The sequence below is a fragment of the Oleiharenicola lentus genome (genome assembly GCF_004118375.1).
In the GTDB taxonomy this organism is placed as follows: Bacteria; Verrucomicrobiota; Verrucomicrobiia; order Opitutales; family Opitutaceae; genus Lacunisphaera; species Lacunisphaera lenta.
Window position 1 is genome coordinate 1503545 of record NZ_SDHX01000001.1, and the last position, 20251, is coordinate 1523795.

Annotated in this window: 19 protein-coding genes and 1 tRNA gene; 10 read left to right on the plus strand and 10 right to left on the minus strand. The window is 64.3% G+C overall.

Annotated elements, in window-relative coordinates:
• Positions 1-3 precede the first annotated feature (3 nt).
• On the plus strand, positions 4-363 hold the full coding sequence (locus ESB00_RS06275) for a (2Fe-2S) ferredoxin domain-containing protein (protein ID WP_129046864.1): 360 nt from the start codon (positions 4-6) through the stop codon (positions 361-363).
• On the opposite strand, the gene ESB00_RS06280 is transcribed toward ESB00_RS06275, so the two are convergent.
• Positions 346-888, minus strand: a complete 543-nt coding sequence (locus ESB00_RS06280) for a Fur family transcriptional regulator (RefSeq protein ID WP_129046865.1) — start codon at positions 886-888, stop codon at positions 346-348. The two genes, ESB00_RS06275 and ESB00_RS06280, sit on opposite strands and share 18 nt — an antisense overlap.
• A gap of 159 nt (positions 889-1047) precedes the next feature.
• On the opposite strand from ESB00_RS06280, the gene ESB00_RS06285 reads away from it, so the two are divergent.
• The 3 genes from ESB00_RS06285 to ESB00_RS06295 all read left to right on the plus strand — a co-directional run bounded on the left by ESB00_RS06285 (position 1048) and on the right by ESB00_RS06295 (position 4505).
• Positions 1048-1476 (plus strand): Minf_1886 family protein, encoded by a 429-nt coding sequence (locus ESB00_RS06285; RefSeq protein WP_129046866.1) that lies wholly within the window; start codon positions 1048-1050, stop codon positions 1474-1476.
• A 22-nt stretch (positions 1477-1498) separates the two neighbouring features.
• Positions 1499-4057 carry a M16 family metallopeptidase gene (locus ESB00_RS06290; RefSeq protein ID WP_129046867.1) on the plus strand — a complete coding sequence of 853 codons (2559 nt, stop codon included), beginning with the start codon at positions 1499-1501 and terminating at the stop codon, positions 4055-4057.
• A gap of 70 nt (positions 4058-4127) precedes the next feature.
• A complete protein-coding gene (locus ESB00_RS06295) occupies positions 4128-4505 on the plus strand; it encodes a hypothetical protein (protein WP_129046868.1) in 378 nt (125 codons plus the stop codon).
• 212 nt (positions 4506-4717) lie between these two features.
• Here the strand turns inward: ESB00_RS06295 and ESB00_RS06300 are convergent, their stop codons facing one another.
• The 9 genes from ESB00_RS06300 to ESB00_RS06350 form a co-directional block, all read right to left on the minus strand.
• Complete coding sequence (locus tag ESB00_RS06300; RefSeq protein ID WP_129046869.1) at positions 4718-5335, minus strand: energy transducer TonB; 618 nt, start codon at positions 5333-5335, stop codon at positions 4718-4720.
• A gap of 70 nt (positions 5336-5405) precedes the next feature.
• Positions 5406-5759, minus strand: coding sequence for a VOC family protein (locus tag ESB00_RS06305; RefSeq protein WP_246026416.1), 354 nt, complete (start codon positions 5757-5759; stop codon positions 5406-5408).
• A 38-nt stretch (positions 5760-5797) separates the two neighbouring features.
• Positions 5798-6436 carry a hypothetical protein gene (locus tag ESB00_RS06310; RefSeq protein ID WP_129046871.1) on the minus strand — a complete coding sequence of 213 codons (639 nt, stop codon included), beginning with the start codon at positions 6434-6436 and terminating at the stop codon, positions 5798-5800.
• A gap of 16 nt (positions 6437-6452) precedes the next feature.
• Positions 6453-6689, minus strand: coding sequence for a type II toxin-antitoxin system HicB family antitoxin (locus ESB00_RS06315; RefSeq protein ID WP_129046872.1), 237 nt, complete (start codon positions 6687-6689; stop codon positions 6453-6455).
• A gap of 237 nt (positions 6690-6926) precedes the next feature.
• A complete protein-coding gene (locus ESB00_RS06325) occupies positions 6927-8216 on the minus strand; it encodes a dihydroorotase (RefSeq protein ID WP_129046873.1) in 1290 nt (429 codons plus the stop codon).
• Positions 8217-8318: 102 nt separating this feature from the next.
• Positions 8319-9266, minus strand: coding sequence for an aspartate carbamoyltransferase catalytic subunit (locus ESB00_RS06330; protein WP_129046874.1), 948 nt, complete (start codon positions 9264-9266; stop codon positions 8319-8321).
• Between the two features lie 11 nt (positions 9267-9277).
• The gene (gene pyrR, locus ESB00_RS06335; RefSeq protein WP_246026417.1) at positions 9278-9904 is read right to left on the minus strand and encodes a bifunctional pyr operon transcriptional regulator/uracil phosphoribosyltransferase PyrR; all 627 of its coding nucleotides are present in this window, start codon (positions 9902-9904) and stop codon (positions 9278-9280) included.
• 45 nt (positions 9905-9949) lie between these two features.
• Positions 9950-11818, minus strand: a complete 1869-nt coding sequence (locus ESB00_RS06340; RefSeq protein ID WP_129046875.1) for an ATP-binding protein — start codon at positions 11816-11818, stop codon at positions 9950-9952.
• A 496-nt stretch (positions 11819-12314) separates the two neighbouring features.
• Positions 12315-12391: transfer RNA gene (locus ESB00_RS06350), tRNA-Val, on the minus strand.
• 139 nt (positions 12392-12530) lie between these two features.
• On the opposite strand from ESB00_RS06350, the gene recN reads away from it, so the two are divergent.
• The 6 genes from recN (at position 12531) to ESB00_RS06380 (ending at position 20089) form a co-directional block, all read left to right on the plus strand.
• Positions 12531-14198, plus strand: a complete 1668-nt coding sequence (recN, locus tag ESB00_RS06355) for a DNA repair protein RecN (RefSeq protein WP_129046876.1) — start codon at positions 12531-12533, stop codon at positions 14196-14198.
• A 206-nt stretch (positions 14199-14404) separates the two neighbouring features.
• The gene (locus ESB00_RS06360) at positions 14405-15586 is read left to right on the plus strand and encodes an aminotransferase-like domain-containing protein (protein ID WP_246026418.1); all 1182 of its coding nucleotides are present in this window, start codon (positions 14405-14407) and stop codon (positions 15584-15586) included.
• A gap of 47 nt (positions 15587-15633) precedes the next feature.
• Complete coding sequence (locus tag ESB00_RS06365) at positions 15634-16542, plus strand: hydroxypyruvate isomerase family protein (protein ID WP_129046877.1); 909 nt, start codon at positions 15634-15636, stop codon at positions 16540-16542.
• A 270-nt stretch (positions 16543-16812) separates the two neighbouring features.
• Positions 16813-17592, plus strand: coding sequence for a cytochrome c3 family protein (locus ESB00_RS06370; RefSeq protein ID WP_218938691.1), 780 nt, complete (start codon positions 16813-16815; stop codon positions 17590-17592).
• A gap of 27 nt (positions 17593-17619) precedes the next feature.
• A complete protein-coding gene (locus ESB00_RS06375) occupies positions 17620-19722 on the plus strand; it encodes a TonB-dependent receptor (protein ID WP_129046878.1) in 2103 nt (700 codons plus the stop codon).
• A gap of 28 nt (positions 19723-19750) precedes the next feature.
• The gene (locus ESB00_RS06380; protein WP_129046879.1) at positions 19751-20089 is read left to right on the plus strand and encodes a c-type cytochrome; all 339 of its coding nucleotides are present in this window, start codon (positions 19751-19753) and stop codon (positions 20087-20089) included.
• Positions 20090-20251 lie beyond the last annotated feature (162 nt).

A 20251-nucleotide genomic window follows, 5' to 3' on the forward strand; every position in this document is an offset into this window, starting at 1 on the left:
GCCATGGGTGCCAAGAGCTTTAAGGAAATCGGCCTGCCGGCGGCCAGGCGTCACCTGTTCCTGTGCGCCGGGCCCGATTGTTGCGCCATGGAGGATGGCCTGAAGACGTGGGAGCATCTGAAGACCTCGTTGAAAGAGTGCGCCGTGCCGGCGCTCCGGACAAAGGCCGCGTGTTTCCGGCTCTGCCATGAAGGACCCTGGCTGGTCGTATATCCCGAGGGTGTCTGGTATGCGCAGGTGACGCCCGAGCGGTTCGATCGCATCCGTCGCGAGCACCTTGTAGGCGGAAAACCGGTGGCAGAGTGGGTCAGAGCGGTGCAGCCGCTCGACGGCGACCCGACCCGTTCAGACCTGCGGGCTTGAAATCGTCGTCGGCACCGACACGGAGGTGCCACGGGCGAGCGATTTGGCCGCCAGCTGGCATTCCGGGCAAACACCGAAGAACTCGAGCACATGGCTGACCTGCTCGAAGCCCCGGTCCTTGAGCTGCTGCTCGACGTCGTTCGCCAAGGTGTAGTTAACCTTCTCGGTTTTACCGCAGGTCTTGCAGACGATGTGGTAGTGGCGCGCGGTGTCGAAAGTCTGTTCGTAGAGGCAGGTGCCGTTGTGCAGGTAGCTGCGGCGCACCAAACCCAGTTCCTCAAACGCCGCCAGACAGCGGTAAATGGTGACGAGATCACAGGAGTTTACACCCACTTCCTGATGGATCCGCTCGATGCTGACCGGCCCGCTTTGCTTGAGCAGCGCCTCCACCAAGGCCACCCTCGGTTTGGTCACCCGCATGCCCGCATTGCGGATGCGGTTGCACGCTTCGTTCAGGAACGACTCCTTGCTACGGGGTTCCTGAACGCCGGCGTGTGGATGGTTGGTCTGTGTGGCCGCGATCATTTCTTCCGGGCCAAAATTTGCCCGAAATGCTTGGATATGCGAGACTAAGTTTACGAATTAATCTTCAAAAAGCGTAAGATAATCCGACGAATTTTGGCCCCGGCTGAGTGGTTGCGACGACCGTTGGGCTGTGCTAGCTACTCTTTCCAACGAACTTAAATGCAAGACCTCGAATTTGCCGAAATTGTCGGACTCATCTGCAAGGAAGACACGCGCTTTGATCGCAAAGCCTACGAGTTTGTCCGCCAGGGGCTCGACCACACGGTCAAGGAAGTGAAGCGCAAGCAACCTGAGCGTACCGGCAAAGCGCAGCATGTCACCGGCGCCGAACTGCTGAACGGCATCCGTCACTACGCACTCGATCAATACGGCCCCCTCGCCAAGACCGTGCTCAACAAGTGGGGCGTGCGTCGTTGCTCCGACTTCGGCGACATCGTTTTCAATCTGATCGAGTATAATGTCTTCAGCAAAACCGAGAGCGACCGGCGCGAGGATTTTGCGGAGATCTACGATTTCGAAGAGGCTTTCGTGAAGCCTTATCAGCCGGCGGGAAACCGCCGGGTGCGCCGCCCCGCTGATCAGGCCTGAACCTCTCTTCCGTTTACGCTCAATGCCGAAATCCTGCTCCGCCCGCCCGCGCGACCTTGCCCTGCTCGAGAGTCTCTGGCGCGAATCCATCGAACGCTACACGCTGCCCAACGGTCTGACCGTGCTGCTCAAGCCCGACCACTCCTCGCCGGTCAGCTCGGTGCAGGTGTGGGTGAAGACCGGCAGCATCCACGAGGGTGCGCACCTTGGCGCCGGTCTCTCGCACTACCTTGAGCACATGCTCTTCAAGGGCACGGAGCGCCGCGCCGGGCGCGAAATTTCGGCGACCGTCCAGGCCCACGGCGGCTACATCAACGCCTACACGACCTTCGACCGCACCGTCTACTACATCGACGTGCCCGGCAACCACACCGCCGTCGCCATCGACTTGTTGGCCGATGCCGTGCTCCGCTCGACGCTGCCGGCCGAGGAGGTGGCGAAGGAAAAGGACGTCATTCTCCGCGAGATCGACATGTGTCTCGACGACCCCGACCAGCGCCTCTCGCAGGCCCTCTTCGAGACGGCCTTTCGCACGCACCCTTACCGCCAGCCCATCATCGGCCACCGCGAGGTCTTTGCCGCCAGCACCCGCGAGGACCTGCTCGGCTACTACCGGGCCCGTTATGTGCCCAATAATTTGGTGCTCGTGATTGTGGGTGACTTTGAGGTCGCGGCCACCCGGGCGAGCATCGCCGAACATTTCGGCCAGGCACCGCGCGCGCGGCTTGCTCCCGTGCTGGTGCCCGAGGAAGCCGTCCAGCTCGCCCGGCGCGACATGCATCTGCACGAGGACGTGAAGGTTTCCCGCGCCGGCCTTGGCTGGCAGATCCCGGGCCTCGCACATCCCGACGCCCCCGCGCTCGACATGCTCGCGATGGTGCTCGGCCACGGCGACAGCTCGATCCTCTGGCAGGCCATCCGCGAAAAGGCCCGGCTCGTCCACACCATCGACGCCATGTCCTGGAGCCCCGGCACCGGCGGTTTGTTCTATGTTTCCTATCTCGCTGATCCGGACAAACGCGTGCCTGCCGAGCAGGCCATTCTGCGCGAGCTCGACCGCGTTGCCGCCAAGGGCGTGAGCGCCGCGGCCCTCGCGAAGGCCGTGCGTCAGGCCGTGACCTCCGAAGTGAACATGCGCAAGACCATGTCCGGCCAGGCCTCGCGGCTTGGTGCCGGCGAGGTCGTGGTCGGCGACGTCAATTACACGCGCCAGTATTTCGAGCGGCTGTTCGCGCTCACTCCGGCAAAACTGAAGCAGGTCATGCGCACCTACCTCGTGCCGGAACACCTGACCGTCGTGTCATCGAATCCGGTTGGCGCGTCGGATGAGCGAAGCGGGTCGGTATCCCGACCAACCGTGTCTCTGGACTTCGAGGAGATAAGACTGCCCAATGGCGCCCGCCTCCTGATCCAGCCCAACCGTAATCTGCCCAACCTGCACCTCCGGCTCGCCTTCGCCGGCGGACCGATGTTCGAGCCGGCCGGCCGGCGCGGCACGAATTCCCTCCTGGCGGCGTTGCTCACCAAGGATACCGTCCGACGCACCGCCGAGCAGGTGGCCTCTGCGATCGAGGCGGTGGGCGGTTCCTTCCACGAGTTTTCGGGCAACAACAGCTTCGGTCTGACCGCCGAAGTGCTGCCTGGCGACTCGGCCCTGGCCTTGGAGCTGATCAGTGACGCCGTGCTGCGGCCCACCTTCAAAGCCACCCGCCTCGCCATTGAGCGCGATTCCGCGCTCGCCGCGCTCCAGGAGAGCCTCGACGACGTGGTCACGGTCGGCCGCAAGCGGCTCCGCGAAAAATTCTTCGGCGCGCATCCCTTCGCGATCGAGAGCGGGGGCGACGAAACCGGCCTCAAGGCTATCAGCGTGGCCGATCTGCAGGCCCTGCACTCGCGGCTCATCGTTGCGGGCAACGCCGTGCTCGCGGTTGCGGGGGATTTCGAGGCGAGGAAATTCGTGCCGGCCCTGAAGGCCTTCCTGGGCAAGCTGCCCAAGGGCTCGGCGCCCCGGCCGCAGGCGGCGTTGACGGTCGCGCCAGGCGATTTCATCGAAATCCAGCCGCGCCAGCAGGCCGTCGTGTATCAGGCTTTCCCGGGCCCCGGGTTGCTGGCGGCCGATTACATCGTCAGCGAAGTGGCCGATGAGCTCTTCAGCGGCATGTCTTCGAACCTGTTTGAGCGCGTGCGCGAACAGAAGAGTCTGGCCTACTTCGTGCGGTCCAGCCGCATCGTCGGCCTGCACCGCGCGATGTTCTACTTTTACGCCGGCACCAGCCCCGAACGTCACGGCGAGGTCATCAACGAATTGAATCTCGAGATCGAGCGCGTCCGTTCCGGCGGGGTGGCCGCCGAGGAACTGCACCGCTGCCAGGTGCGGTTGAAGGCCGCCAAACGGATGGGGTTGCAGACCAACGGCGCCCGCGCCATGGGGGCCGCCCTCAACGGTGTTTACGGCCTGCCGGTTAACGACTGGCGCGACTACGACGCGCGCGTTGATGCCGTGACCTTGGCCGACCTCACGGCCTTCGCCCGCCGCTACTTCGAGCGCGGTCAACGCGTGCAACTGGTGGTGAAACCCTGATTCCCGCGCCTGTTTTTAGGTGGCGGGGCGGCTTTCGCCTCGAGGCCGGATCGGATTATCTGGTCCGGTCATGATCAAATCATCCTTACCCCAATTCGCGCCGGCCTTGCTGGCGCTTGCCTTGACAGTCCTGCCGGCCGCCCTCCACGCGGAGGAGGCCGCCGAAAAGAAGCTGACCAAAAACCAGCAGAAGCATGATGCCGACCAGGACGGCAAACTGAGCGAGGAGGAAAAAGCCGCGGCCAAGGAGGCAGCCAAGGCCAAGGCGAAGGAGACCCGCGAGGCCAATCTCGACAAATACGACGCCAACAAGGACGGCAAACTCGACGCCGAGGAGCGGGCGAAGAAGAAGGCTGACGAACAGGCCGAAAAAGATGCCCGCAAAGCCGAGCGCGATGCGGCCAAGGCGGAGAAGAAAGCGGCGAAGGAAGCCGAAATGGCGAAGTAATCCCGAGATTCACGTTACTTCCACGAAGCCCCGGCCTAGCGCCGGGGCTTTTTTATGCCGGCTCGAAGGGCCGCGGTAAGTCCGGAAGTTTCACAGACCGACGGACCTCTTTCCATCACCCGCCCTGCGGGCACCCCGCTCAGAAAGGGATTTGCGCTCCGGAAGTTTGGGTCCCTTCCATGAAGCGGGGTGGCGCGGATCTACGCCGGCACTCAGCCCCCCGGTGGTGGGCGGTTGGGGTCGCGCACCGGTTGCTCGATGGGATTCCGGTCGGGACCGGAATTGAACTTGTTGTCGTAACCGTCGCCGCGGAACTCGGCTGGATAGTCGAGCACGACGGGCACGGCCGTGCCGTTGATCGTGGCCGGCTGGTATTTCCATTTCACCAGCGATTTGGCGACCGCGAGTGCGAAGAGCCGGTGGGTGAAGTCATAGCAATGCATGGTCTTTACGGCGCCGTCGGCTCCCACCAGCACGAGAAACCGCGCGTGGCCCTCCTGTTTGCCTTGGCGCAGGCTCTTCGGGAATGCGTAGGGTAGCGACGATTTGACTTCCGGGGCCTGGGCTCCCTCCGGCAGCAGAAACGCGCGGGACTTGGCCGTGACGCCCGACTGGTTCAGGGCGGCCATGAGTTCCGGACTCAGGCCGGTATTCGGGGTGGCGGGCACGATGAGGGTATTGGGTCCCAGCATTTTGGTGAGGTAGCTGGCGTCGAAGATGACATCCTCCAGCGTCAGGCTGGGTTCTTTTTTCTCCTTCTTGTCCGCGGCTCCGATCAGGGCCGGACCAAGCAGCAGGCAAACACAGAGCAGGCGGGTGATAGTTCTCATGGCAGTATGCAAGCAGGCCGGCGGGGGGCCGGGCAATTCGTTTTCAAGCCGGCCCAACCCGGTCGAGCCTTCAGCGCACCTGCCCGAAGCCCAGGTCGTAGCCGTCGAGGTCCTGTACGCCGAATTCGCGGACGCCGTAAGGCTTGTTGCCGAGGCCGTAGTCGATCTTCGCTCCGCGCTGCTGAAACTCGGCGAAGAGGGCGTCCACGTCGTTGACCCAAAAATAGACGTTCCACATGCCGGACTTCACCTGCCAATGCGGCACGATCGCCGTGCCGCGCGGCGCCAGCGTCAGCATGAGGTGCAGGCCGTCGCGTTTGAGAATCACAAAGTCCGGCGGCTCGCCCCAGAAGCGCTCGTAGGTGAAGCCCAACGCATCGCGGTAGTGGTTCGCGGCGGTCACGACATCACGGACGAGTAACACGGACGCGGAGGAGGTGAGGCGAGGGGAGGGCACTAAGACTAAAGACGAGTTGGCGAGTCCACGGCCGTTCCGCTCACGACATTGAATCCCTTATCCGCCAGCAGGTTCATGAACGCATTGTCGTAGGCGGCACTATATGGCGGAACGCCAGCAATCATCCTGTATTCGTTTCCATACTTACGGAAGGTGACGTGGGTGGGATCTCTCTGCTCGTGAGTGACGAGGTAACCGTAGGCAATGACGTAGTCGTCCCTATAGATCAGGAGCCAGAATTCATAGCGTTCGATGCGGCTTATGAGCTCAGGGAGCTTTGCCAGGTTCGCGGTGGGCATCGTGCGAATAGCTCTCTGTGACGGCTCGTCATAGAGAGGAAGAATTTTCTCCAAGGAACCGCTCGTGGCGATTTGAAGGTATCTGGCCAAAATTACCCAAGGCGAATCAAGGGAGGTGCTATGGTGTGGCGTGACGACAATTGGCTTGGAAAGTCGCTCACCGGGCAACGTCACACGTCGAATACCACTGGAATCCGTCGTGAATGATTTCTCTGCCTCGGGTATGGGGTAATCGGGATACCGTTTGTTGCCCTTCGGCAATTCAAAGCTTATCTCGGCGAAGAGGCCAGTCCAACAGGCCATTGCGGTGAAGAGGACTGCGGCATATCGCTTTGTCAGCAGCATGGCCTACTTTCCTGTTTCAGACCAGCACGGCATCCCGCATGGCGCGGGTGTTCGGGGCGGGGAGGAGCTGACGCTTGCGGCTGAGTTGGGCGACTTCCTCACGAACCAGAATCCGCAGTTTGCGGTAGGTGGCTTCCTCGGTAGCGCCGTGACACACACCGCCCCAGGGGAAGAGGTCGGGGCAGTAGCCGACGTAGGCACTGTCTTCGTCGCTCCAGCGGACGAATTTGAGATAGCGGTCTTCGGGTTTCATCGGGTGGCCTCGCGGATGGCGTTGCTGACTTGTCTCTCTTGGTAGTGATGCGCGTCGGCACCGGCTTTGCCACTCAAAATACCGAGCCGGACAGCCGGGGATGGCGGAACTTGCGGTGCGACCCTTTACCACCGGATACCGCCACGAATCCGGCTTGGGTCAGATCCGTGATCAGTTGGTGGATTTTGCGAGGCATCGGACATTGCGGGGTGAGGGCACCCCACCTCCAGGGAATATTTAGACGAGCATCTTGCCGTTCTGATAGACGACCTTGCCCGAGACGATCGTGGTCTTCACGCGGCCGGTGAGGTTTTGTTTGTCCCAGGGGGAGTTGATGGACTTCGAGAAGGCGCCGTAGGTGTTGTAGAGCCAGGTCTCGGCGGGGTCGAAGATACACACGTCGGCGGTGGCGCCGGGGGCGAGGGTGCCGGCGGGGAGCTTCAGGATGTCGGCGGCCTTGCGGGTCATCAGGTCGATGACGTGGCTGAGTTGGAACTTCGACTTCTTGACGAGGATGTCGAGGCACACGGGGAGGGCGGTCTCGAGGCCGATGATACCGTTGGGCGCGTAGTCGAACTCGCGGTCCTTTTCCTCGGGGGCGTGCGGGGCGTGGTCGGTGCCGATGCAGTCGAGCGTGCCGTCGCGCAGGCCGGCGATGATCGCCTTGCGGTCCGCCTCGGTGCGGAGCGGCGGGTTCATCTTGAAGTGGGTGTCGTAGGTGCCGAGCGCCTCCTCGGTGAAGGCGATGTGATGCGGCGTGGCCTCGGCGGTGACGTTGACGCCGTTCTTCTTCGCCTGGCGCATGAGCTCGACGGAGTGGGCCGAGCTGATGTGCTGCATGTGGATGTGCGCGCCGGTGTAGCGGGAGAGGATGATGTTGCGGGCGACGATGATGTCCTCGGCGGCGTGCGGCCAGCCCTTGAGGCCGAGGCGGGTGGAGACGACACCCTCGTTCATCACGGCCTTCTCGGTCATGGACTCGTCCTGGCAGTGGTCGAGAATGGAGAGGCCGAACATCTTGGCGTATTCGACCGCGCGGTGCATGAGTTCGTTGGACTGGACGCAGAGCCCGTCGTCGGTGAGGGCGACGACGCCCGCCTTCTGGAGCGAGCCGTGCGGGGCCAGGGCCTGGCCCTTCATGCCGACGGTGATGCAACCGGTGGGATAGACGTGGACGGGCGCGGCGGCGGCGGCGGCCTTGATCAGGGTGACGGTGCCGGCGTTGTCCACGACGGGCGAGGTGTTGGGCATGCACACCACGGTGGTGAACCCGCCCGCGGCGGCGGCCTGCGAGCCGGTGAGGATGGTCTCCTTGTGCGTCTGGCCGGGTTCGCGGAAATGGACATGGATGTCCACGAGGCCGGGGCACACGACGAGGCCCTTGGCGTCGATGACCTGCGCGGATTTCTTCTGCGCCGGCGTGGGGGATTTCACGAACTTGCCGTCGGCAATGAAGACATCGCCCTTGGCGTCGCGCTTGGAAGCGGGGTCGATGACGCGGCCGTTCTTAATGTGGAGGAAAGGCATGGGGAAAGTATTAAGTAACAAGTATCAGGTAACAGGAAGGGTGCGGAAGGCAGTGGGTGGGATTCTTGATACTTGGCACTTGGTCCTTGTTACTTGGCGATTTCAGGTCACCGGCACGGTGACCGCCTCCGGTTGTCCGCCGGCGCAGAGGTAGAGGACGGCCATGCGGACGGCGATGCCGTTGGTGACCTGCTGGAGGATCACGCTGCGGTCGGAGTCGGCGATGTCGGAGTCGATCTCGACTCCGCGGTTGATCGGGCCGGGGTGCATGATGATGGCGCCGGGTTTCACCCAGCTCGCTCGGGTGTAGTTGAGGCCGAACATGCTGGTGTATTCGCCGATCGACGGGAAATGGCTCACGCCCTGGCGCTCATGCTGGATGCGGAGGAGCATGACGACATCGGCGTCGGCGAGGGCCTCGCGGAGGTTGTGCGAGACACGCACGCCCAGGGACTCGAACCAGTGCGGGACGAGGGTGGACGGGCCGACGATGGTGACGTCGGCGCCAAGCTTGGTGAGAGCGTGGATGTTGGAGCGGGCGACGCGGCTGAAGAGGATGTCGCCGAGGATGACGACCTTGCGGCCCTTCAGGTCGCCCAGCTTCTCGCGCATGGTGAACACGTCGAGCAGCGCCTGCGTCGGGTGCTCGTGCGCGCCGTCGCCGGCGTTCACGACCGGGATACCCAGAACCTTGCTGAGGTAGAGCGGGGAACCGGAGGCGGCGTGGCGGAGCACGATCATGTCGGCGTGCAGCGCCTGGATGTTCTGGGCGGTGTCGCGGAGGGTTTCGCCCTTGGTCGTGCTAGAGGCGGCGGCGTCGAAGGAGATGACGTCGGCGCTGAGGAGCTTGGCGGCCATCTCGAAGGAGATGCGCGTGCGCGTGCTGGGCTCGAGGAAGAGGTTGACGATGGTCTTGCCGCGGAGGGCGGGGACCTTCTTGACCTTGCGGTCGAGGATGCGCCGGAAGGCGCCGGCGGTGGCGAGGATCTGCTCGATCTCGCTGCGCTTGAGTTCCTCGATGGTGAGGAGATGTTTGCGATGCCAGGGCACGGGAGGAAAATTTACGACTTACGATTTACGATTTTTGATTTCCGACCGGCCGAGGCTGGTTCGGTGAGAATGGTATCCAGTTCGGGAGACGCGGGGTCGAGGCGGACCCGCACCTTCTCGTCGTCGTAGGCGACGAGGGCGATGCCGGTGTAGGCGGCGGCGACGGGCAGCAGGCGGCCGCCGCGGTCCACGAGGACGGCCAGCTCGACGGCGGCGGGGCGGCCGTGGTCGAAGAGCTCGTCGAGTGCGGCCTTCACGGTGCGGCCGGAGTGGAGGACGTCGTCAGCGAGGATGACGGAGGCGCCGTTGACGTCGTGCGGGATGATCGTCGGGGCGTGTTCCTTGGGAATCGGGTTGGCGCCGATGTCGTCGCGGTGAAAAGAGATGTCGAGCGTGCCGGTGCCCGGCTGGAGGCCGGCTTTTTTCAGCGCGGTGACGAGGCGGCGGGCGAATTCCACGCCGCCGTTGGCGATACCGAGGATCAGCAGGCGTTTCGTGCCGGCGTGGCGCGTGGCAATGGCGGAGGCAACGCGGTCGATCGCTTGGTGGATGGTCTGGGCGTCGTGCTTCGGAGGTGTGGCCACGAGCCGGAGTTTGTGGGCGCAGGCGCTGGACTCGTCCAGCGCAAAGGCGGTCACGCGCCGTCGGGGGGGCGTATCCGTTGCCGGGGATTGACCTGCTCCTCAGGGCACCGGATGCAGCCAGCGAGCGAGGCAGATCTGGAGCGTCTCGGTGCGCACGGGCTTGGTGATGAAATCGTCCATGCCGGCGGCGAGGCATGCCGCGCGGTCCTCGGGGCGGGCGTTGGCGGTGAGGGCTACAATCGGCAGATCGCGGCCGGCCGCCATCAGGCGGGCGCGGCGGGTCGTCTCAAGGCCGTCGATGCCGGGCAACTGGCAATCCATGAGCACGAGGTCCCACTGGCCCGCCTCGAGGGCGTTGAGACCGGCCTGGCCGTCGGGCACGACGTGGCATTGGAGGCCGAGGCGCTGGAGCATGAGCGTGATGACGCGCTGGTTCACAACATCGTCTTCCACCACGAGGATGCGGGCATCTACATGCCTGGGCCAGGGTGCGTTGGTGGCGAAGGGGAGGGAGGTTTCGCGTCCTTTGGCGACTGGCAGGGTGAGAGTGAGCTCGAAGACCGAGCCTTCGCCCGGGTTGCTTTGCACGGTGATCGTGCCGCCCATGCCCTGCACCAGACGTTGCGAGATGGCGAGGCCGAGACCGGAGCCGCCGTATTTGCGGCTCATCGAGCTGTCGGCCTGCCTGAACGGTTCGAAAAGATGCGCGCGGGTCGCCTCGTCCATGCCGATGCCATGGTCGCGCACGCGCACGGTCAGGCGGAGCGTGCCGGCGGTGGCGGTGTCGCCCGACATGTCCAGGGAGATGTCGCCATGTTCGGAGAATTTCACAGCGTTGCCCACGAGGTTGAGCAACACCTGGCGCACGCGCATGGGGTCGCCGAGGACGCGGGTGCGGGCCGCCTCGTCGGCAGAGAATTTCAGTTCGAGCGACTTCGCCGCGGCGCGCGGCCGCATGAGCGCGATGATGTCTTCGCCGACGGTGGCCGGGCGGAAGGGGATGGACTCGTAGTCGAGGCGTCCGCTCTCGATCTTGGAGAAATCGAGGATGTCGTTCAGGATGCGGAGCAGCGAGTCGGCCGAGCGCGCGGCGGTCTCGACCTGCTCGCGCTGGGCGGCGGTGAGGCTGGCGGTGTTAAGGAGGTCGAGCATGCCGAGGATGCCGTTCATCGGCGTGCGGATCTCGTGGCTCATCGTGGCGAGGAAGTCGCTCTTGGCCTGGTTGGCGCTTTCGGCGCGCTCTTTGGCGGAACGCAGTTCAGCCTCGGCTTGGCGGCGGTGGGCGACCTCGGCACTCAGCTCGCGATTGAGGGCGGCGGCCTGGCGTTGCCTTGCGTCGAGTTCGGCGGCCAAGGCTGCGGACTCGAAGCCCAGCCGCAGTGAGTTGCTGAGGGTCTGATGGTAGCTCCGGGCCATCGCGATGAGGAAGGCCATGTAGAATACGGCCAACGCGCCCATGATGGTGTGGGTGGTTGTGCCGACTTGCAGCATGCGGACGATGAGCGGCAGCAGGCTGAGGACCTGGAACGACCAGCAGGCGGGCAGGATCGGGCCGAGCGAGCGGGTGGCACCGGCGGTGATGCCGGCGAGAATCAGGATGAGAAGTGGCAGTTCCTCTTGACCAAGGATCGGGTAGAAAAACCACGCGGCAAAGCCCCAGCCCAATCCGGTGAGCGCGGCTCCCAGGGAAAACTGTGCGACCCAAAGATGCTGGCGGCCGGGCTTGGGCGGTTGCCGCCGATAGTAAACGGTGAGGAGACCGCGGGCGCCCGCCAGCAGCACCATGGAGCCCAACCAGCTCCAAACGAGCGTCGGCGAAGGCGATTGCACGGCGACCCAGGCCAGTCCACCCGTGGCGATCAGCGTGGCGGCCAAGCCGGAGGGCAGGTCGAAAAAGCCCTGGCGCACCAGTTCAGCTTCGACCCGTTGCGCGGTGTCGGGGATGGAGACGGGCGCCTTGGAGTCCATGCAACGAAGGCTAGGCAGCACACCTTCGCGCGAAAAGACTTATACGACCTGAATCTAGGCTATGACGGGGGGATGAGGGACCAAAGGCGCTTCTTGGCGAATGCCCGGCCCATGGCGATTTTTAGGTATTTCTCGAATACCGCTGCTTTTTCCGATCCCGGAACGCTACCGTAGTTTTGATCCACCACAGGCGGGCTTTGGCCGAGTGTGGGACACCGCCGCATTGTGCTTCGCGAGTCGTGCCACCAAATCGTCGCTGAGGCCGACGTAAAAGCCTCCGGAGCAGAGCAAGGATTTCAGAACAGTGACCTAGGCGAATTTGTTCACGTGATTCGGCCCATCATTACTTATTGGGTTCTGCGGAGCGCTTGCTGAGGCCCGCCTGCGCCCGGTGGGATTTGGCGTGGCAGCCTACGTGAAGCGCATCGCAGTTCTTTCTGTCGATCAACGCCTTCCCTTGGCTGGCTTGCCGAGTCGTAGCTCGCAGAGCGAAGGCTGGTGGACCCTACTGGACTCGAACCAGTGACCTTTTCCATGTCAAGGAAACGCTCTAACCAACTGAGCTAAGGGTCCGTGAAGGGTCAGGAGTCAACGGTTCGGACCGGGCGGCGCAAGGGAAATTTCATCAACGCGAAAACCTGTCAGGAGACCTGCGCGCGGGACATGGCGACGCTTGAATCCGCGTTAATTCGTGTCCATTCGTGCTTTCAAAATGCTCCAATCCCTCCGCATCCGCAATCTGGCGCTCCTCGACGAGGTCGAGCTGGATTTCGAGACGGGTTTCACCGCGGTGACCGGCGAGACCGGCGCGGGCAAGAGCATCCTGCTCGGCGCGCTGTCGCTGCTGGCCGGAGCGCGGGCGGACAAGACCATCATCCGCCAGGGCGCTGACGCCTGCGAGGTCGAGGCGGCGCTGTTTTTCTCCGACACCCGCCGGCTCGACATGGTGCTGGCCAACCTGAGCCTGCCGCCCTGCGACGACGGTGTGCTCATCATCAAGCGCAGTCTCCCGCGCGAGAAGGCGCCGAAGATGTCGGTCAACGGCGGCCTCGCCACGCTCGGCGCCCTCCAGGAACTCGGCGCGCAGTGGATCGATTTCCACGGCCCGGGCGAGCCGCGTCGGCTGCTCAAGGAAAACGGCCAGCGCGAGCTGCTCGACCTCTTCGCCCGCAACAGCGGCATCCTCGAGAAATACCAGGCGCTCTTCGGCCAATGGCGCGACCTGATCGAGGAGCGCGACCGCCTGCGCTCCGCCGACAAACTGTCATCCGACCAGATTGATTTCCTGAAACTGCAACTCGCCAAGATCGACGCCCTGGAGCTGACCGAGGAGGCCATCGCCGCCCTCGAACGCGACTTCCAGCGCCAGCAGGGAGCGCAGGAAATCATGCAGCTCGCCTCGCGCCTCAGCGGCGGACTCAGCGGCGAGGACGGCCTGCTCGGCCGGCTGGCCCAATTGCTGCGCGATGCCCGTCAGCTCGAGGCCTTTGACGCCACCAGCAAGGCGCTGGCCGACCGCCTGCAGTCCGCCTCGCTGGAACTGGGCGACCTCGACGCGGAGTTTTCCTCGCTCGCGACCTCGCTGAACTTCGATCCCGAGCAGGCGGAGGAACTGCAGACCAAGATGAATTCCTGGCTGGAGCTGAAGCGGAAGCACGGCGCCAAGGTCGAGGCCGTGCTCGCCGCGCGCGACGACATGCGCCGCCGTCTCGAGCAGCAGGGCGACATCGAGGGCACGCTGGCCAAATTGGAGAAACGGATCGCCGCCGCCGAGAAACAGGCCCGCGCCGCCGCCGCGGAACTCCGCGCCACCCGCGACAAGGCCGCGCAGCAGCTCGCCAAAGTTGCGGCCAAGGTCATCGTCCAGCTCGGTTTCAAGAAGGCTGATTTTCGTGTGGCGCTCACGCCGCTGGCCGAGCCCGGGCCGCACGGCGACTGCGGGGTGGAGTTTCTGTTTTCGCCCAATGTTGGCGAGGCGCCTCTGCCGCTCAGCCGCATCGCGTCGAGCGGCGAGCTCGCGCGTGTCATGCTCGCGCTGAAAGCCGTTCTGGCCGAGATCGACGACGTGCCCCTGCTCGTATTCGACGAGGTGGACGCCAACGTCGGCGGCGAGATCGGCCGCATCGTGGGCGAGAAGATGGCCGACATCGCCGAGCGCCACCAGGTGCTTTGCGTGACGCACCTGCCACAGGTCGCGGCACAGGCGGCGAATCATTTTGTGGTGATCAAGGACCAGAGCGGCGACCGTGCCTCCGTGAGCATCGAATCCATCCACGACGACCGGAAGGGCCGGGTGGGGGAGCTCGCGAGGATGCTCGGCGACCGCACCGCCAAGAGCGCCCAGGCCCACGCCGAGGAGCTGTTGAAGCTGCGCGGGTGAGGGGGCTTTCTCTCGGATTGCCTGTAGGGTCGGACCTTGGTCCGACCTCGCGCACGATTGGTAGGGTCGTTGCAAGCAACGACCCTACCAATCGTGCGGAAGCCTGCGTCTCCTCATTTCCGATCCAGCCCGCCGCTGTATTTCCCGGCCATTGTGCCACACGAAGGGCTGGCGTGGCGCGCCGGAATGTGATGGGTTGGGGCTGCATGTCCGACCACACCCCGCTCTTCGCCCGCCGTATCGAGCAGATGCGTCCCTCGACGATCCGCGAGATCCTCAAGGTCACCGCGCAGCCCGAGGTCATCTCGTTTGCCGGCGGTCTGCCCGCGCCCGAGCTGTTTCCGGTGGCCGAGGTGCGCGCCGCGGCCGACGAGGTGCTCGTGCAGCACGGCAGCCGTGCGCTGCAATACAGCCAGAGCGAGGGCTATCCCGGTTTGCGCGAATGGATCGCCGCCGAAGTGGGCCGCCGTGGCATCAAGGCCGCGATGGACGACGTGCTGGTGACCAACGGCTCGCAGCAGGTGCTCGATCTCGCCGGCAAGCTCTTCCTGAACCCCGGCGACGTGGTGCTGACCGAGAACCCGACCTACCTCGCGGCCATCCAGGCGTTCCAGACCTTCGAGGCGCGGTTCGTGCCGGTGCCGACCGACGAGCACGGCCTGATTCCCGAGGCGCTGCCCGCGCTGATCAAGCAGCACCGGCCCAAGTTTCTCTACACGATCCCCAACTTCCAGAATCCCACCGGGATCACGCTCACAGCCGCCCGGCGCGAGGCGCTGGCCCGCATCGCGGCGGAGCACAAGCTGCTCGTGCTGGAGGACGATCCTTACGGCAAACTCCGCTACCACGGTGCCGACATCCCGCCCATCAAGCACTGGGACACCGCCGGCCAGGTGCTCTACGCCAGCACGTTTTCCAAGACCATCGCCCCCGGCCTGCGCACCGGCTGGGTGGTGGCGCCGCCGGAGATTTTCAGCCGCCTCCTCATCCTCAAGCAGGCCTCGGATCTCCACACCTCGAGCTTCGACCAACTCGTGGCCTACACCTACCTGACCAAGTTCGACCAGACGGCGCATCTGGAAAAAATCCGCCGCGCCTACGGCGAACGTTACGAGGTGCTCGACGGCGCGCTCCGCGCTGCGATGCCGGCGGGCTTCAGCTGGACCAAGCCCGAGGGCGGCATGTTCCTCTGGATTACGGGACCGGCGAACCTCGACGCGCTGGAGCTCCTGCAACGCGCCATCGCCAAGAAGGTCGCCTTCGTGCCCGGCCGGGATTTCTTCCCCGCCGACGCCGGGAAAAACTACCTGCGCCTGAACTATTCCAATTCCACGCCCGAGCGCATCCGCGAGGGCGTGAGCCGGCTCGCGGCGCTCTGCCGCGGCTGACGCGCTGCAGGGTTGCCACGCGGCGGCAAGTGATTCTAGTTCGGGGCATGACCCACCCCGTCTCGCGTCGCACCGCCCTCAAACAGCTTGGCGCCGGCACCGTCCTCGCCACCAGCATGAGCCTTCTCCACGCCTCCGACGCCGCCCCGGCGCCCGCCCGCAAGGGTCGCGTGAAGCAGTCTGTCTGCAAGTGGTGCTTCAAGGACATCCCCCTCGAGGAATTCTGCGCCGCCGCGGCGGCCATGGGCCTGCAGTCCGTGGAGCTGCTCGGACCGAAGGAATTTCCCGTTCTCAAAAAATACGGCCTGACCTGCGCGCTCGTCAGCAACCCGAACACGAAGGCCGGCGAGGTTTCCGTGGGTGGCATCACCAAGGCGTGGAACCGTCTCGAATACCACGACGCCCTCGTGGCCGCCTACGAGGTGCGGTTGAAGGAAACCGCCGAGGCCGGCATGCCCACGCTGATCGTTTTCTCCGGCAACCGCGACGGCATGTCCGACGAGCAGGGCCTGGAGAACTGTGTGATCGGCCTGAAGCGCATCGTGCCGCTTGCCGAGAAGCTCGGCGTCACGCTCGTGATGGAGCTGCTCAACAGCCGGGTGAACCACAAGGATTACATGTGCGACCGCACGCCGTGGGGCGTCGAGTTGTGCAAGCGCATCGGCTCCGACCGCTTCAAGCTGCTCTACGACATCTACCACATGCAGATCATGGAGGGCGACGTGATCGCCACGATCCGGCAGAACCACCAATATTTCGGGCACTACCACACGGCCGGCGTGCCCGGGCGCAACGACCTCGATGAAACGCAGGAGCTGTTCTACCCCGCGATCATGCGCGCCATTGTGGAAACCGGCTATCAGGGCTTCGTCGGTCAGGAATTCATCCCGCGCGGCAAGGACACCGCGGCCGCGCTCGCCGCGCTCAAGCACGGCGTGCAGGTCTGCGACGTCTGAGCCTCCCAGGACATCTCAACCGCCGCAAACACCACCTGTAATCAGGTGGTGTTTTTCTTTTCAGCAGGGTCGTTGCGCGGTAGATTGGGAGCGAAAACCCCGCCGGCATGCGCTCACCATCATGCATGGATTGCGCAAGGAATGAACACACGTGCGCAAGGGGTGCGGAGTGCAAAAACTGCATATCTGGGAAGATGGCGACGATAAATCAGACATCGACTTTTCACTTTTCACCCCAAGCACCTCTAACGTTCGTCAAACACTGAAATCATGAGCCTCAAACTGCGTTGGTCCAAATCGGCCCTGATCTTCGGAGGCACCGCGATCTGGGGAATGCTGCTGGTCGGTTGCGTCATGGTGCAGCGCACCATGATCGTGCCGCCGCAGGTTCCCGGCGCCACCTTCGTCGGATCGGGCAAATGCGCGGACTGTCACGAAAGCGTGACGTCCGAATTTCATGACGCCACCCACGCCAAGCTGTTTGCCCCCGGCGGCAACGGCCAGGAGATCGGGTGCGAATCCTGCCACGGTCCCGCCTCCCTGCACGTGAAGTCCGGCGGCGAGCTCGGCACGATTATCAACCCGAAGGGCTCCCCCGAGACCTGCTTCCAGTGCCACCTCGACAAGCGCGGCGAGTTCGCCCTGCCGAACGCGCACCCCGTGCTCGCCGGCAAGATGGGCTGCAGCGACTGCCACAGCCCGCACAGCGGCGATGCCATCACCGAGGGCGGCACGAACTTCGCCAGCCTCAACGAGTCCTGCGTGAAGTGCCACACCTCCCAGGGCGGCCCGTATGTGTTCGAGCACGAGGCTTCCCGCGAGGGTTGCGTCACCTGCCACAGCCCGCACGGCTCCATGAACGCCAAGATGCTCAAGGCGCGCAACGCCAACCTCTGCCTGCAGTGCCACTTCCAGCAGCAGACCGCGCCGGGCGTCATCCTCATCGGCGGTCGTGACCACGCCTCGTTCCTCTCCCGCGGCACCTGCTGGTCCGCCGGCTGCCACGAGGCCATCCACGGCTCGCACGTCAGCTCCTCCCTCCGCTTCTAACCCGCAACCTCCAACCAGGATACTGTGATGAACACGATCTCTCCCTCCTCCCAGTCACGCCGGCCGGTTGCGGCGCTGTGCGCGGTGCTCTGCGGCCTTGTCGCCCTGAACGCCGCCGAGAAGAAAGAACCGCCGCTCGAGAACTACATCGATTTCTCGGTCGGCGCCGCTTCCCTTGATGGCGACAAGCCGTCCTTCCAGAAAGGACAGCAGCTTGAAAAGGACGGCTTCGGCGGCATTGAGGCCCTCCACTACACCAAGGCCCTCAACGACACGACGACGCTGACCCTCGACGCCCGGGCGCTCGCGGGCAACAACGACTACCTGTTCGACCTGAAGATCACCAAGGACGACCTCGGTTTCCTCAAGTTCGGCTACAAGGAGTTCCGCGTCTGGTATGACGGCAGCGGCGGCTACCTGCCGTCGCGGGCCTTCATCCTCCCGCTCTACGACGAGGACCTGTTCACCGACCGGGCCAACCTCTGGCTTGAGCTGGGTTACACGGTCGAGGATCGCCCGCAGTTCAACTTGCGCTACGACCTCTTCACCCGTGAGGGCACCAAGGACTCGACTTCCTGGGGCGACACCGGCCTGGCGGTGAGCGCCTCCGCGACCCGCGGCCTGCTGCCGACCTTCTTAAAGCTCGACGAGAAGCGCCACCAGCTGTCCGCCAACGTCAAGCAGACGAAGGACAACAGCACCTGGTCGCTCGCCGTGCGCGCCGACAAGGGTGACTACGAGAACTCCCGCAACATCCGCCGCCGCGCCAACGAGACCGGTCTCGACCGCAAGATCACCGCGAAGGAGGGTCAGGACTACGACCTCTTCCAGATGCGCGGCTCCTACGAGAACAAGATCCACGACAAGCTCATGGTGACCACCGCCGTCGCCCGCACGACCATCGACACGACGCTCAGCGGCAGCCGCATCTACGGCGCCGACTACGATCCGGTGTATGACCCGGCCTTTGCCAACCGCCAGCAACGCGACGAGGGTTTCTTCGACCTTCACGGCGAATCCGAGATGAAGCAGACCGTCGGCACGATCAGCGCCCGCTATGAGCCCAAGGAACGCCTGGTCATCGTGCCCGCCTTCCGCTTCGAGTCCATCGACTGGACCAACTTCGTCCACTTCGAGGAGACCAACGTCGGCAGCGGTGCGAGCCGTCCTCCCACCATGGAGGCCGTCGGCGCCGACAGCGAAAAGGACTGGAAGGTCATCTCCGAGAGCCTCGAGGCCCGTTACGCGGGCATCAAGAACCTCTCCCTCAGCTTCAAGGGCGAGTGGACCAAGTCCGAGGGCGACCTGACCGAGCTGCGCGTGCTCGAGCCCGGCACCTCGCACGCCGCAATCAGCATCGACCGCGACTCCGAGTTTGAGCGCGACACCCAGAAGTATGCCGCGACCGCGAACTGGTATGTCCGCCCCGGCACCACCGTCGCCGTGCAGTATTACTACAAGGGCCGCACCAACGACTACCGCGCCGTCCGCGACAACACCGTGAGCAGCGCCGACCGCTACCCGGCCTACATCGCCAACCAGGACTTCGAGACCAACGACTTCAACGTCCGGTTCAGCACCAAGCTCGGCGACAAGGTGCGTTCCGTGACCCGCTACGACTATCAGGTCACGACCATCAACACCCAGGACATCGGCCTCGCCCTCGCCGAGAGCGCCGAGATGGAGACCCACGTCTTCGCCCAGTCCCTGAGCTGGATGCCGAAGGACCGCTGGTATGTGCAGGCCACGATCAACGTGGTCTGGGACACGCTGCGCACCCCCGCCGCCACCCTCACCGGCGCGGCCGGTGGTCTCGTCAAGAACAGCGACGCCAACTACACCTACGGCAGTCTCGGCGCCGGCTACGCGCTCGACGAGGACAGCGACCTCTACCTCGACTACACCGTCTCGGAGTCCCGCGACAGCTGGGTCAACAACTCCGACCGGACCGTCGCCTACGGCTCCGAATACACGACGCAGCTGGCCTCCGCCACCTGGACCCGCCGGCTTGACCGGAACATTTCGGTCTCGCTAAAATACGCCTACGCCAAGAATGAGGATGTGCCCAACGGCGGTTACGCCGACTACGAGGCCCACCTGATCTACGGCAAGCTGCAGTATCGCTTCTGAGCCCAACTCTCAACCCACTGCCAATCCCATGAAGACCACGATGAAGCTCGTCACCCTCGGCCTGGCCCTTGCCGGCGCCGCCAGCCTCGCTGCCGCCACGGCGGCCGAGAACTGGGAAAACCACTGCGCCTCCTGCCACGGCGAAGACGGCAAGGCCCAGACCAAGCAGGGCAAGAAACTCAAGATCCGCGACTACACCGACGCCGCGGTGCAGGCCGAACTCAAGGACGACGCCATGCTCCAGGCCATCCTCGATGGCGTTAAGGAGAACGGCAAGGAGCGCATGAAGGGTTTCAAGGAAGAGCTCGAGAATCCCGACCAGGAGGCCAAGGACCTCGTCGCCTTCATCCGCAAGCTGAAGGCCTGAGCGGCAGACATCTACCCCTGCTCCGGCGTGAAAACCTGCCCCTTCGCGCCGGAGCTTTTTGTTTCAGCGTCCCGCAAATTCAAGGCCATGTCATCGCGAGGTCCGCAGCGCGGACCGTGACGATCCAGTCGGATTGCTTTGTCCCCCGGCGAAAGGGGGATC